Genomic DNA, 13033 nt, shown 5'->3' with positions numbered 1-13033 from the left:
GGCCGTTGCCGTCGACGTCGGCGGCCGTCCGGTTAAAGAAGATGAAAGTGCGGCCGATGCTGCGACGACGGCGGGTGGCCGGATGGGCGTGAAGAGGCAGGGCGGTCAGTGACGGCAGGGGCATCACAACGACGGGGCGGGCGGCGATGACAGCGGCATGGTGGCGATCGCTGCGCGGCTGGCTGACACGTTCGACCGGGGCGGCACCGGCGCGGCTGGTTGCCGCATCCCGCCAGGCGGTGGCCGCCGCAGCCGCAAGCCTGCAGGGCGAGGCGCTGCCGTCGCCGGAGATCGCCGCTCACCTGCAACGCGGGCTGCATGCGCTTGCGTTGTACCCACGGCTGGCCGGCGAGCCAACGCCGATGCAGGACCCAGGCCTGGGCGAGGCGGTGGCGCGCGCGCTGCAGGACCGCGACTGGGCGGCCAGGCAGCTGCCCCGCCGGCCGCAGCTGCTGCCGCAGCTGATCCAGACCGTCAACGACGATGCCGCCTCGGCCCGGGTGATGGCCGCGATCATCGGCCAGGACCCGGTGCTGACCGGCAACCTGCTGCGCATCGCCAACAGCCCGGCCTACAAGGTCCACGAGCGCCCGGTAGAGAGCCTGCAGCGGGCGGTGACCCTGGTCGGCACCGAGGGCGTGCGCCAGATCATCAGTGCGGTACTGGTACAGCCGGTGATGCAGGTGCAATGCGAGGTGTTCCCGCAGTTCAGCGCGATCATCTGGGAGCACGCACTGCTGGCATCGCGTGCAGCGGCCGACCACGCACGCACGGTCACCTTCGGCGATGCCTTCGCCGCGCAGTGGCTGGGCCTGGTGCAGGGGCTGGGTGCGGCGCTGGTGATGCGCCAGCTGCTGCAGGAGGCACAGGCCCGTGGCGAGCCCGTGGAACCGGCGTTGGCCCTGCAGCTGTTGCAGCAGTGGTCGTTGCCACTTGCGCAGCGGGTCGCTGCCGCATGGGAGTTGCCTGAGCCGGTTCACCAGGCCTTGGCGGTGGATGCGGAAGGACCGTTGGCCGACAGCCTGCGCCTGGCCAGCGCGGCCGCAGCGGCCAGCCTGTTGTGCCGCCATGGGCATGCCAGCCAGAGCCGCATGCTGGCCCTGCTGGAGCAGCTGCCTTCGGCACCGCCGCATGCATTGCGCTGGATCTGGCGGCGCCTGCATGGGCGCAACGTGGAAACGCTGGATGAGGCCGGACAGGATGAGGCCGCTCCGGCGTCCTGAGCGCTACAGCTGCGATTCCACCGGCAGCCAGCTGATCACCCGCGACAACCAGCGCTTGCGCGCCGTTGCCCCTGGCTCGGCCTCCACCCAGTGGGGGGGCGGTTCGCGCTCCAGCCAGCGCAACCGGCGGCGGTCGTCCAGTGCCAGCCACCAGCTGTGCCTGGGGTCAGCCAGGCGCAGGTATTCGTCCCGCAGTTGTGTACCCAGCACCGGATCGTCGAACAGCACACCCATTTCAGTGTTCAGGTAGGCCGAGCGCGGGTCCAGGTTGAAGGAGCCGACGAAACCGCGGCGGTCATCGATCAGGAATGCCTTGGTGTGCAGGCTCGCGCCGCTGCTGCCGAACACGCCGGCATCGCCCGACTGACCCTGTGCCTTCAGCTCGTACAGGTGGACGCCGGCTTCCAGCAGTGGCACGCGGTAGCCCATGTAGCCCCCGTGCACGGCGGCGACGTCGTTGGCGGCCAGCGAGTTGGTGACCACGCCCACCTGCACGCCCCGCCCGGCCATTGCCGAAAAGCCATCGAGGCCCTCGTTGCCGGGCACGAAGTAGGGCGAGATCAACAGGGCCTTGTGCCGGGCGGCCTGCAGCTCGCTGATCAGGGTCGACACCAGCCAGGTGGCGCGATCATCCCTGCGGTGCTTCATCGGCGGGTCCGACACGATGCGCACGGCACCGCTCCAGTGCAACGGCTCGGGGCTCGGGCGCTGCCGCTGGCGTGATTCGGCCACGCGCGCAAGGTAGGGGCGGGCCACGTCCCGCTGCGCCTCGTGGTCCGATTCGCGCACCAGCAGGCGCAGTTGTGCGTCGGTATGGAAGGCAAGCGCGGATACCGGGATGGCGGTTTCGCTGTTCCAGTAGTCGTCGAAGATCCGGTTGGCCTGCTCCACGGCGGGGCCGGCGACCAGCAGGTCCAGATCCTGGAAGTTCACGTCGGTGCGCGCGCTGAAGTACTCCTCGCCGATGTTGCGGCCACCGACGATCGCGACGCGGCCATCGGCGATCCAGCTCTTGTTGTGCATGCGGTGGTTCACGCTGAAGAAGCGCTGCACCATCTCCACCATGCGCAGGATGCCGGTCCGGTTGCGGAACGGGTTGTACAGGCGGATCTCGATGTTCGGATGGGCATCGAGCGCCATCATCAGCGCGTCCTTGTCCTTGGCATTCATGTCATCGAGCAGGATGCGCACGCGCACGCCGCGCTCGGCGGCGTCGTACAGCGCCTTGGCCATCAGGTGGCCGATCAGGTCGTCGTGCCAGATGTAGTACTGCAGGTCCAGGCTGCGGCCGGCCTGGGTGGTGATCATCGCGCGGGCGGCGAAGGCATCCATGCCATCGCTGAGGAAGGCCACGCCCGACTGGCCGGGATGGGCCGCCTGCAGCGGCACGATCTGCTGGTCGATGCGGGTCTGTGCCGGCTGCAGCGGCAGCACGTGCGAAGGCGCGCCATGCGCCTGCGGCGTGAGATGGTCGGCCAGCAGCAGCCCGGACAGGACCAGCAGCACCAGCACGGCGAGGATGATCGCGGCAACACGCAGCAGGCGTCGCCACAGCGGCTTGGGCAGGCTCATGCCCCGATGGTAGAGCCACGCCATGCGTGAAGGAATGCCTGCAGGATCGACAGGGGGTCAGAGCCCCTGCCTTCGGCACGGGATCCGACCCCCGGATCCCTCTCCACGGGAAAGGGCCCTGACCCGCACACCTCAGAACCGCTCGTCGCTGCCCAGGTAGCGCCACTGCCCCGGCGGCAGCGGCCCCAGCGCCACGCGTCCGATACGCAGGCGGCGCACGGCCGTGACCTGCAGGCCGGCGGCGCTGACCGCCACACGCAGCCCCTTGGCCGTCAGGCCCTTGCCGGCGAAGCGCAGGCGCTGCTCGCTCTGCCAGCTGACCTTGGCGCCGCCCGATTCCTGCTGCAGCCGCGCCATCAGCCACGGCCCGCGCTCGGGACCGCCTTCGGCCACTTCGATCAGGTATTCCTGCTCGGTACGGCCCAGGTTGCGCTGCAGGTGGGCCAGCGTGGCCGGATCCTGGCTGACCACCACCAGCCCGCTGTCGCTGGCCGGCAGCGAGGCGGCCAGCTGCAGGCCGTGGAAGTGACGCTGCAACGGGCGGATGTCGCTGGCATCAAGTTCGCTGCGGCTGTCACTGCTGACCAGGGCACACAGGGTTTCGGCGGCGACACCGGCCGGCTTGTGCAGCAGCATGCTGACCCGCTCGGCCTTTTCATCGCTGGCCTGTTCGGCCACCACGATCACCGCGCTGCCATCGACCGGGCGCTGCGGCTGTTCCACCACGTCGCCGTTGACCGTGACCCAGCCGCCCTCGATGTAGCGCCGCGCTTCGCCGCGCGGGATGCCGAGCAGGGCGGACAGGCGTTTGTCGAGACGGATCGGTTCCATGGCAGGCAGGTCGGGCAGGGGGCGCGCAGTGTAGCTGCTGCGGCCGGTCAGCGCTGGCCGCGGTTGGCCAGCTCGGTCAGGTACAGGCGGGTATCGAACTCCAGCTGCAGGTAGTCCGGCTCCATGTGCTGGCACAGCTGGTAGAAGGCCTTGTTGTGGTCGGCTTCCTTCAGGTGGGCCAGCTCATGCACCACGATCATGCGCAGGAACGCCGCGGGTGCCTGGCGGAACACGGTCGCGATGCGGATCTCGCGGCTGGCCTTGAGGCGGCCGCCGTGCACGCGGGAGATGGCGGTGTGGGTGCCCAGCGCGTGCTTGATCACTTCCAGCGTATTGTCGTAGCAGACCTTGTTGAGCGGCACCGACTTGCGCAGGTAACGGTCCTTCAGCTCCTGGGTGTAGTCGTACAGCTGGCGGTCGCTGCGCACCTCGTGCGGGTCGGGGTAGCGCTGCTGCAGCCAGGGGCCGAGCCTGCCCTGCGCCAGCAGCTCGCTGACCTGGGCAACCAGGGGTTCGGGATAACCGGTGAGGTACTTCAGGACTGCCATGCAGGGCCGGCGGGGCGTCGGTAGAATGGGGCATCCAAGATTACACGCGGTACGCACCGACCATGGCAAAGCCCAACGCGCTGCAGGAACAATTGCTCAAGGCCGGCCTGGCCAAGAAGTCGCAGGCCAGCGCCGCCGCACGCGAGCAGGCCAAGGCCCGCCAGGGCAAGGCCGAATCGACCTCGGCCGAGGTCCAGCGCGAGGCTGAACGTGCCCGCGCCGAGAAGGTCGAGCGCGACCGCGCACTGGCCGCCGAACGCAATGCCCAGGCCAGGCAGGCTGAACAGAAGGCCCAGGCCAGGCAGATCACCACGGCCCATGCCGTACCCCACAAGGGCGACGACGAGTACCGCTTCAGCGATGGCGCAGCGATCCGTACCCTGCTGATCGACCCCAAGCTGCGCAAGGCGCTGTCGGTGGGCGTGCTGGTCATCGTCGCCCACGGCGAGGGCTATGCGTTGCTGCCCCGCGCCGCCGCCGAAAAGGTGCGTGAACGCGCACCCGAAGCAATCATCGTCGACCACGGCCAGCCGGGCTCGACCGCCGAGATCTCCACCGGCAACGCAGAAGACGACGCCTATTACGCGCAGTTCCAGGTGCCCGACGACCTGGTCTGGTAAGCAAAAAGGGGACGGAGGGGATTAAGCCGCAATCGGCCTGATCGGATCCGTCGGCATTCTGTTTGGCATCCTGAAGAGCAGCCGAGCATGGCTCGGCTCTACATGAAGGCCTTCCTTTCTGCCGGGGTGTATCGTCCCCATATCGGGCGACACACCTGCGGAGGATAGCCATGGCCACCGGTTGGGCAGGAGACGGCGCGGTCCAGGACCAGATCGACGCCACCGTCGACGACGCGATCGCCCGCGCGCGGCGCCAGCTGCGCGAGGGACCCGGTCTGGAACACTGTGAGGAATGCGACGCGCCGATCCCGTTGGCGCGGCGCCAGGCTGTGCCTGGTGTGCGGTTGTGCGTTGCGTGCCAGCAGGCGCGGGACGACGAAGACCAGGCGCATGCCGGGTACAACCGGCGTGGCAGCAAGGACAGCCAGCTGAGGTAAAGGGGTGTTTTATTGCAGGGCTGCGCCCTGCACCTGCAGAAGCAACGTCAACATCAAAGGCGCCATCCATGGCGCTCACTGATCTGGCCCCCCTCAACCGGACCCACACCGCCCCGCCATCCCACGGAATGCCGCTCTTGATCTTGCTTCGGCTTCGGCCTCTGCAGGTGCAGGGCGCAGCCCTGCCGAAAACTCCACCCTCAACCGTCGCCCTGGATGCCGCCGGGGGCCTGCGCCGGGTCACGCCAGCGCCGTACCGTGCGCTGGAAGAACAGGTTGTTCGGCAGCTGCAGCACCGTGCCCTCGTGGCCCTCGCCGGTCTCCTGCAGCGTGGTGTAGATCAGGTTCACGTCGATCACCCGGCCCTTCAGGCCCGGCTTCTCGCCGTTCTCCAGCACCTCGATGTAGTCGTGCAGGCGGAACGGGCGGGTGGTGAAGATCAGCAGCGTGCAGAAGATGTTGGACAGCACGCTCCAGGCCGCGAAGAAGGCCACCGCGCCCACGGCCGCGAAGCCGGTGAACGCGGTCCACAGCACCGAGGGCTTCGCGCCGAGCAGGCTGAGGATGTACAGCAGGGCACTGAAATAGACCACGAAACTGGTGATCCGGCGCGCGCCCATCACCATCTCGGGCGGCAACGTGTAGTGCTCGGCGAAGCGGCGGATCAGGCGCCGGGCGAGCACGCGCAGGAGCCACGCGACCAGAAGCACCCCTACGATCTGCAGGGCGACGCCGGCGTAGTTCAACCACGGGTGGGTCCAGGGCGGCAGGTGATCCTTCAGCGACAACATCATGGGGCGACAACAGGTGGCAATAACGACCTTCGATGTTACCCGGCGCGTGCCGGGGATTCGACCGCCGGGGCCCAGGCCAGGCACACCAGCGCCTGGCGGTGCTGTTGCAGGCAGGCACGGCCGTTACCGGGGTGCAGCTGCAGCGACAGGCCCAGTGCCTGCAGCACGACGCAGGCGGCGATCACCAGCAGGGCGGCGCAGGTTGGGCTGGACATGGCAGGACTCCTGGACGGCAATTTCGCGAAGGACCTTCCATGGATGCAGCAGGTGTCGAAAAGGTTGCACGGCAGTGATCGTCGTCCGGCTCTAAACCTTTTCCCGGGCCGCCGCATCCAAGCGATATGCTCGACACCACCATGCCCGCGCCGCCTGCCGCCCACGACGCCGTCGATGAACCCGCCCTGGTGCGGGCGGCCGCCGCCGGCGATACCTCGGCCTATGAACTGCTGTACCGGCGGCATGCACCGCGCGTGTTCGCCGTGCTGTGGCGGCTGTGCGGGGGCCAGCAGGCGCGTGCCGAAGACGCCTTGCAGGAAGCCTTCCTGCAGGCGTGGAAGGCGCTGCCGGGGTTCCGTTTCGAGAGCAGCCTGTCGACCTGGCTGCATCGCCTGGGCGTCAACGCTGCGCTGATGGAACTGCGTGGGCGCGCCGCCGGGCAGGATCACGACAGTCTTGATGATGTGGACGGAGGACTGCAGGAGCTGGCCGTACACGACCGCTGCGCCGGTACCGAGCGCGACCTGGAGCGCGCGCTGGCGACGCTGCCGCCGAGGGCGCGCGCGGTACTGGTGCTGCATGACATCGAGGGCTGGAAACACCAGGAGATCGCCGCGCAGCTGCAGATGGCCGTCGGCAGCTCCAAGGCACAGTTGCATCGTGCGCGCGGCCTGTTGCGCGCACGGCTGGGAGACATGACATGAGTACACACGAACACGATTCCGACCACGATCTGGTGGCCCGACTGCGCGCGCTGCCTTCCGAACGCGGCCTGCCCGCCGATGGCTGGGCGCGGTTGTCGGCGCAGCTGCCGCCGCGTGAACCACAGGCGGCGCCTGCGCCGACCGGCAACGTGGTGGTGCTGCCGGGGCGTTCGCGCCGGCGCTGGTGGTTGCCGGTGGGGGCCGCACTGGCCGCAAGCCTGGCGCTCTACGCGGTGGCGCCGTGGCGCCATGCGCAGCCGGACGCGCCGGTGCCGTCTACCCTGCAACTGCAGGCCGCGGCGATGACCGAGCAGTACCAGCAGGCAGTGGCCTCGTTGCCCGCAGGCCGGGCGCCGGAATGGCAGCCGGCGCTGCACGAACTCGATGAAAGCGCGGCACAGATCCGGGCCGCGCTGGCGCAGGATCCACGCGCGCCGCATCTGCTTGGCCAGCTCAAGCGCACCTATGCGTTGCGGCTGGAATTGACCCGGCAGGCGGCCTATGCCGCCGAGTCCGGCCTGACGACCTGAGGAGACCCCCGATGACACGAACCCTGATGACCTGCTGCGCCGCGCTGTTGCTGCTGCCCGCGGTGGCCCTGGCTGACACACGGATCGACGAGCGCCACAACCTGGCCGCCGGCGGTCGCATCGAACTGAGCAACGTGGCCGGCAAAGTGAGCGTGCGTGGCTGGGACCGCAACGACGTGCAGCTCACCGGTACGCTAAGCGATGGCCTGCAGCTGCGCCAGGAGAAGAGTGCCAACCGCGTGCGCTGGGAGATCGAGTATCCGCGTCGCAACAACAACGGCGGCGCGACGCTGGTGCTGAACGTGCCGCGCTCGGTGGAACTGCTGCTGAGTACGGTCAGTGCCAGCCAGGACATCAGCGGCATCGATGTGCGCCGCCTGCAGGCCGACACGGTCAGCGGCAGCCTGAGCGCCTCCGGTCGCAGCGGCGACAGCAAGCTCAATACGGTCAGCGGCGGTGTCATCGCGCGCCTGCAGACGCCGAAGCTGGACGTGAACACGGTCAGTGGCCGCATCGAAGCCGGCGGCGGCGTGTCCGGTGACATCGGTGCACAGACGGTATCCGGCCGGGTCGAGGTCGATGCCGGGCGGGTGCAGCGGCTGGCGGTGGAAACCGTGTCGGGCAGCATCGACCTGTCGGCGGCCGGGCTGGCGCCGGGGGGCCGTATCAATGTCGAATCGGTGAGCGCGTCGGTCAACCTGCGCCTGCCACGCACGGTTTCGGCGCAGCTGTCGGTGAACAGCTTCAGCGGGTCGATCAACAGCGACGCCGGCCAGGTGGAACGGCCGCGCTACGGCCCGGGCAGCCATCTCGATACTCGGCTCGGCAATGGCGACGGTGACATCCGCATCCAGTCGCATTCGGGCAGTGTGCGGGTACGCCTGGATCGCTGAGCGCGGTCCGGCAGGCCGCGGCGGCAGCGCCGCCGCGGTCGGAGCTGGGTCAGCTGGCTTTCTTCAGCGCCCAGGTAGTGCCGAGGACTTCGATCTTGCCACCGGCCTTGCGGAACGCTGCCAGGTCCGAAGCGATCGAATCGCTGCTGACCACGGTGCTGGCGGCCGCGCCCTTGCGTTCGCTGCGGATGCTGTTGCTGGCCTTCGCGGGGGTCTTTGCCTTGCGGGGCATGGTTGCTCCTGTCAGGTGGAAGGGGAGGAAAGCGCCCAGGCATCGGCCTGGCGCAGGTAGTCCTGCCGCTCGCGGCGGCAGTCATCGCCGCCCATCGAGAACTGGCGGCAGATCGCCGGGCGCTGCGAATAGATCGTGCAGCGCAGGTGATAGGGATCGATCGCCGCGCACCAGCCTTCCTCGTTGCGCGCCATCACGGCACGGCCGTGGGTGTCGCGTGACAGGAACTGGCCGGGCACGTGGTCGCCGGGCTGCAGCAGCACGGGCAACCGGCAACAGACCGCGTCACAACGGCGGCAGTCGATGGGTGCAGGTGCTGCGTCAGGTTGTAAGGCCTCAGGGGCCTGGCGGGTGCCCAAAGCGGGTCTCAATGGCGGCTCAGGTGCTGCGCGGACCATGAACGAGCCAGGAAGGCATGGCCGCTAGGCCCGCTGGGCGGGCCAGGCTGCACCGTGGACACACACCGGCATGGCCGGTGGAAGGGGCAGCAGGGTTCTAGCCGACCAAGAGTAACTTAGACCGCGTAACGTTTTGTTAATCCTGGCTGGCTGCCGCCAGCGCAAGGCCCTGGACCACGCCCAGCGAGGGCTCGCCGTGGACCATGCGGGCGCCCGGGAAGGCGGCCGCCACCGCCTGGCGCAGGTAGCCGGCGCGGGACATGCCACCGGTCAGGAACACGGCATCCGGGTCGCCGCCGATGTCGCTGCGGACCTGGGCCAGCAGCTCGCGGATCTGCTCCAGGTAGCCATGGGCGGCGGCGGCCAGGCCGTCGGCGCTGCTGTCGGCATGCAGGTCGCGGGCGATGTAGTCCAGCGTGCTGCGGTGCTCGCTGGCAGCGCTGAGGGCGATCTTGGCGCGTTCGACGTCACGGTACAGGCGGGCGGTGTTGCCGGTGTCCTGCAGGGCCTGCAGGCGGTCGCCCCAGGGCGCGTCGACATGGTCGTACTTGTGCAGGCGGAATTCGCGCTGGCGGGTCATGTCCTGCACGGTGGCCGCTTCCACGTAGTGGTGGGCCGGCACGCGGGTGATGCCGCGGCCGAACAGCGGCATGTAGCTGGACAGGCTCAGCGCCAGGTCGATGTCGGTACCGCCGCGGGCGATACCCCAGGCGCGGTGGATGCGCGGGGCGTCGTCGCCGCCGACTTCGGCATGGGCGATGTCGGTGGTGCCGCCGCCGATATCGACGATTACCGCCTGGTGCCGCTCGCGGCTTTCGGCGTGGTAATGCATGGCCGCCGCGGCTGGCTCCTCGAGGAAATCAACCTGGTCGAAGCCGGCCTGGGTGGCCGCTTCACGCAGGATGTCCAGCGCCTGGTCGTTGCCGGCTGCGCCGATCGAACTGCGGAACTGCACCGGGCGCCCGAGCAGGGCGGCGCGCAGCGGCCGGCCGAGCTGGGCACTGGCGGTCAGGCGGATGTGTTCGAGGATGTGCGCGGCGATGCCGGTGATGGTCTGCTTCGCGCGCGGGTGCAGGTTGTAGCCGAGCATCGACTTCGGGCTCTGCACCAGGTTGCCTTCGTGTTCCTCGAAATAGGCTTCCAGCGCTTCGTCGCCGTAGACCGCGTTCTGCAGCAGGTCGTTGGCGCTGCGTTCCTTGCCGGCGCGGGCTTCCATCCATTCCCGGCGCAGCGCGCGCAGGGCTTCGCGGCGCAGCGCCTGCGGCGCGCGTTCCTGGCCGGCGGCACGCGCCGCGCGCGCGGCGCTGTCGATCATCTGCTGCAGCTGGTGTTCCTGGCCGTCGTCGAGCTGGAAGTCGTCCGGGTCGGGCACCACGCCGGGGAAGTACACACTGGTGCGGAACTGCTCGGCGTCGCCGAAGCGGATCGGCAGCAGTGTTCCCTCATGCACGATGGCGGCGGCGGAGTTGCTGGTACCGAAGTCGATGCCGAGGCGCATGGGGAGTTCCGGGGGCGATCAGGGGCCGCGCACTCTGCTGCAGTTCGCCGCCGACTGCAAGTTCCTGCGGCCTCCCATTCCGTATCGGGAGGCCGGATCGGGTCAAGCCGGGAGCCGGGCGCCGCCCGGAAAAGGGCAGGCGAGCCGGGCGGTTACAATGGCGGCTGTTGATTCACTTTGAGGTACTTGCTGATGTCTTCTGCCCCCGCCTGCCCGCAGTGCACCCTGGAAAACACCTATGCCGATGGCGCGCTGTGGATCTGCGCCGACTGCGGCTTCGAATGGACCGCCGAGGAAAGTGCCGGTTCGACCCTGGTCGTGCGTGACAGCAACGGCAATACCCTGCAGGCCGGTGACACCGTCACCGTGATCAAGGACCTGAAGGTGAAGGGTTCCTCGATCCCGCTCAAGCAGGGCACCGTGATCCGCAACATCCGCCTGGTCGAGGACGATGCCGAGCACATCGAAGGCAACTCGGACAAGATCAAGGGCCTGGTCCTGAAGACCTGCTTCCTCAAGAAGGCCTGACCGGCCTTCAGCGCCTGGCCTGCTGCTGTGCGCGCCAGCGGGCCAGGCTGTCCAGCTTGGCCTGGTAGCGCGCCTGCTGCGGGGCACCGCCCAGCGCCTGCGCGCGCAGCAGTTCACGATCGGCGCGCCTGAGCTGGCCGGCCAGGAAATAGGCCCGCGCCAGCCCGAAGTGGAACTGGTGTGCGGTGTCGTACAGGCGCACGGCCTGCCGGTAATAGCGGATCGCCTGATCCAGTCGGCCGGCGCGTTCGGCCTCGGCGCCGAGCATGTACTGCGCGAACGGATCCTCGCGCTGCACCGACTGCAGGCGCTGCTCCAGCGCCTGCGCCTGCATGACCATGCCCAGCTTCCGGTACAGCGCGCTGGCGTTGGTCAGTGCAGCGTCCTGGCGGCCGTCCAGTCGCAGCGCCGTTTCCAATGCCCGGCGCGCGGCGGCGGTATCGCCCGTACGGTTTTCCAGCACGCCCAGGTTGTTCCAGGTGGCGGCGAAGCTGTTGTCCTGTGCCAGCGCGGCATTGAAGAAGGTGCGTGCACCCACCAGATCGCCGCTGGCCATGCGTTCGGCGCCGCGGTTGTTGTAGAAGTGTGCCAATGCCCGTGCCTGGCTGATCGGCAGCGGCCCGCGGCGGTCGTACAGCACGTTGCGATCCAGATCGACGGTGGCGAAGCGGCCGGCGAAGCCGACCCCGGCATTGACGTGGCCGACGCTGTAGACCAGGCCCTGGGCCTGGTCCTGGTACCACGACACGACCTGGCCGACTTCCTGCACGCGTGCCTGGATGCCGGCTTCGCGTGCCAGCGCGACGAACATCAGGGTAAAGGCCAGGCAGTTGGCGCGCCGCTGCTGCCAGATCTCGCTGACGGTGAAGGTCGCATCGGCGTCGTACTGCAGGTCCAGGCCGTGGCGGTCGAAGATCATCTCCACCAGCGCCTGCAGGCGCTGCTCGCGGGAGTAACCGTGATTGATCACCTGCGTGCGCAGCATGTCGCGCATCGCCGGTGGAATCGCGAACACCTGCTGCGGCGTCGGCATCGCCGGAGTGGTGGTGCTGGCAACGGCCAGCGGCGCGGCCGTTCCCGGATGATCCTGTGCGATCGCGGACGGCGCTGCCAATGCGGCCAGTGCGAGCAGAACGAATCGGGCGGCAGGACGGTACATGACGGCTCCCGGCAGCGGCGGGCGCTCCCGCCTGAGGCGAGTGTAGACCTGTGCGCGCACCGCTGCAGCGACCGTTGGTCGGTCCGCACGTTCATCCACAACCGGTGTGGACCAGCGCTCGGGAAAGCTGTGGACAACCGCGTTGCGGCCTAGTGCGAAGGGCGTTGTGAGGACGTGGTGAAAAAAGCGACAGCTTGCCCGTCAACCGCGCAGGCGGGATGATCCGGGCATGGACTTTTCCCCGCTGACGCTCGCTCCGGCGCAGTGGCAGGCGCTGCAGGACAGCTATGCAACGCCACCACGCGCCTACCATCACTTCGGCCACGTGCGCGCGGTGCTGCAGCACTGCCAGGAGGTTGCCGACGGCCCCGGCTGGCAGCAGCCGGCCGAGGTCTACCTGGCCGTGCTCTACCACGATGCGATCTACGTGGCGGGGCGAAAGGACAACGAAGCACGTTCGGCGCAGATGGCCCTGCAGGCGATCACACAGGCGCCGGAACTCGCCGCTGTCGATGCCGCCCGGGTCGAGCAGCTGATCCTGCTGACCGCCCGCCATGGCGCGCTCGGCCCGGACGATGTCGATGCCGAGGCCGCGCTGTTCCTGGACTGCGACATGGCGATCCTGGCCGCGCCGGAACCGGTGTTCACCGCCTATGACCGGGGCGTGGCCGAAGAGTACAAGGGCGTGGTGCCGGGCTTCCTGTATCGCGCTGGCCGCCGCCGTTTCCTGCAGGGCCTGCTGCGCGCACCGCGCATCTTCCTCAGCGAGTTCTTCCACCAGCGCCTCGACGCGGCCGCGCGCGACAACCTGCGGCGGCAGCTGGGTCGCTGAGCCAGCCCGCTACACTGG

17 protein-coding genes are annotated in these 13033 nt (G+C 68.9%); 8 read left to right on the top strand and 9 right to left on the bottom strand.

Features of this window, described 5'->3' with window-relative positions; all coding sequences use genetic code 11:
* Nucleotides 1-146: 146 nt before the first annotated feature.
* Entirely contained in the window at nucleotides 147-1223 is a 1077-nt protein-coding gene (locus AC5P7F_RS02810; protein WP_164077477.1) for an HDOD domain-containing protein, read from the top strand.
* A gap of 3 nt (nucleotides 1224-1226) precedes the next feature.
* On the opposite strand, the gene AC5P7F_RS02805 is transcribed toward AC5P7F_RS02810, so the two are convergent.
* The 3 genes from AC5P7F_RS02805 to AC5P7F_RS02795 form a co-directional block, all read right to left on the bottom strand.
* Nucleotides 1227-2819 carry a phospholipase D family protein gene (locus AC5P7F_RS02805; RefSeq protein WP_049404698.1) on the bottom strand — a complete coding sequence of 531 codons (1593 nt, stop codon included), beginning with the start codon at nucleotides 2817-2819 and terminating at the stop codon, nucleotides 1227-1229.
* A 108-nt stretch (nucleotides 2820-2927) separates the two neighbouring features.
* The gene (locus AC5P7F_RS02800) at nucleotides 2928-3626 is read right to left on the bottom strand and encodes an RNA pseudouridine synthase (protein ID WP_046431915.1); all 699 of its coding nucleotides are present in this window, start codon (nucleotides 3624-3626) and stop codon (nucleotides 2928-2930) included.
* Between the two features lie 47 nt (nucleotides 3627-3673).
* On the bottom strand, nucleotides 3674-4174 hold the full coding sequence (locus AC5P7F_RS02795) for a M48 metallopeptidase family protein (RefSeq protein ID WP_014647976.1): 501 nt from the start codon (nucleotides 4172-4174) through the stop codon (nucleotides 3674-3676).
* A 62-nt stretch (nucleotides 4175-4236) separates the two neighbouring features.
* On the opposite strand from AC5P7F_RS02795, the gene AC5P7F_RS02790 reads away from it, so the two are divergent.
* Nucleotides 4237-4794: a DUF2058 family protein gene (locus tag AC5P7F_RS02790; RefSeq protein WP_164077476.1), complete on the top strand. Its 558-nt coding sequence runs from the start codon at nucleotides 4237-4239 to the stop codon at nucleotides 4792-4794.
* A 170-nt stretch (nucleotides 4795-4964) separates the two neighbouring features.
* The gene (locus tag AC5P7F_RS02785) at nucleotides 4965-5231 is read left to right on the top strand and encodes a DksA/TraR family C4-type zinc finger protein (protein ID WP_014647974.1); all 267 of its coding nucleotides are present in this window, start codon (nucleotides 4965-4967) and stop codon (nucleotides 5229-5231) included.
* Between the two features lie 200 nt (nucleotides 5232-5431).
* Here the strand turns inward: AC5P7F_RS02785 and AC5P7F_RS02780 are convergent, their stop codons facing one another.
* Nucleotides 5432-6025, bottom strand: coding sequence for a mechanosensitive ion channel family protein (locus AC5P7F_RS02780; RefSeq protein ID WP_014647973.1), 594 nt, complete (start codon nucleotides 6023-6025; stop codon nucleotides 5432-5434).
* A gap of 35 nt (nucleotides 6026-6060) precedes the next feature.
* Nucleotides 6061-6240, bottom strand: coding sequence for a hypothetical protein (locus AC5P7F_RS02775; RefSeq protein WP_014647972.1), 180 nt, complete (start codon nucleotides 6238-6240; stop codon nucleotides 6061-6063).
* Nucleotides 6241-6366: 126 nt separating this feature from the next.
* Here AC5P7F_RS02775 and AC5P7F_RS02770 point away from each other — a divergent pair, with 126 nt between their 5' ends.
* The 3 genes from AC5P7F_RS02770 to AC5P7F_RS02760 are packed head-to-tail and all read left to right on the top strand — an operon-like array spanning nucleotide 6367 to nucleotide 8368.
* Entirely contained in the window at nucleotides 6367-6945 is a 579-nt protein-coding gene (locus AC5P7F_RS02770) for an RNA polymerase sigma factor (RefSeq protein WP_032958649.1), read from the top strand.
* The gene (locus AC5P7F_RS02765; RefSeq protein ID WP_046431913.1) at nucleotides 6942-7475 is read left to right on the top strand and encodes a hypothetical protein; all 534 of its coding nucleotides are present in this window, start codon (nucleotides 6942-6944) and stop codon (nucleotides 7473-7475) included. Before AC5P7F_RS02770 ends, AC5P7F_RS02765 begins: the two co-directional genes overlap by 4 nt.
* 11 nt (nucleotides 7476-7486) lie before the next feature.
* Nucleotides 7487-8368 (top strand): DUF4097 family beta strand repeat-containing protein, encoded by an 882-nt coding sequence (locus AC5P7F_RS02760; protein ID WP_032958651.1) that lies wholly within the window; start codon nucleotides 7487-7489, stop codon nucleotides 8366-8368.
* Nucleotides 8369-8417: 49 nt separating this feature from the next.
* Here the strand turns inward: AC5P7F_RS02760 and AC5P7F_RS02755 are convergent, their stop codons facing one another.
* The 3 genes from AC5P7F_RS02755 to AC5P7F_RS02745 all read right to left on the bottom strand — a co-directional run bounded on the left by AC5P7F_RS02755 (nucleotide 8418) and on the right by AC5P7F_RS02745 (nucleotide 10496).
* The gene (locus AC5P7F_RS02755; protein WP_005410566.1) at nucleotides 8418-8600 is read right to left on the bottom strand and encodes a hypothetical protein; all 183 of its coding nucleotides are present in this window, start codon (nucleotides 8598-8600) and stop codon (nucleotides 8418-8420) included.
* Between the two features lie 11 nt (nucleotides 8601-8611).
* Nucleotides 8612-8905 (bottom strand): YkgJ family cysteine cluster protein, encoded by a 294-nt coding sequence (locus AC5P7F_RS02750; protein ID WP_053462562.1) that lies wholly within the window; start codon nucleotides 8903-8905, stop codon nucleotides 8612-8614.
* 229 nt (nucleotides 8906-9134) lie between these two features.
* Entirely contained in the window at nucleotides 9135-10496 is a 1362-nt protein-coding gene (locus AC5P7F_RS02745) for an Hsp70 family protein (RefSeq protein WP_164077475.1), read from the bottom strand.
* Between the two features lie 192 nt (nucleotides 10497-10688).
* On the opposite strand from AC5P7F_RS02745, the gene AC5P7F_RS02740 reads away from it, so the two are divergent.
* Entirely contained in the window at nucleotides 10689-11024 is a 336-nt protein-coding gene (locus tag AC5P7F_RS02740) for a zinc ribbon domain-containing protein YjdM (protein ID WP_010482882.1), read from the top strand.
* A 7-nt stretch (nucleotides 11025-11031) separates the two neighbouring features.
* On the opposite strand, the gene AC5P7F_RS02735 is transcribed toward AC5P7F_RS02740, so the two are convergent.
* Entirely contained in the window at nucleotides 11032-12183 is a 1152-nt protein-coding gene (locus AC5P7F_RS02735; protein ID WP_164077474.1) for a tetratricopeptide repeat protein, read from the bottom strand.
* 229 nt (nucleotides 12184-12412) lie between these two features.
* Here AC5P7F_RS02735 and AC5P7F_RS02730 point away from each other — a divergent pair, with 229 nt between their 5' ends.
* The gene (locus AC5P7F_RS02730; protein WP_014647966.1) at nucleotides 12413-13015 is read left to right on the top strand and encodes an HD domain-containing protein; all 603 of its coding nucleotides are present in this window, start codon (nucleotides 12413-12415) and stop codon (nucleotides 13013-13015) included.
* The last annotated feature ends 18 nt before the right edge of the window (nucleotides 13016-13033 follow it).

Source organism: Stenotrophomonas sp. YJH_SMC_105-26 (assembly GCF_059368915.1).
This window is presented reverse-complemented; position numbering and strand designations above follow the sequence as displayed.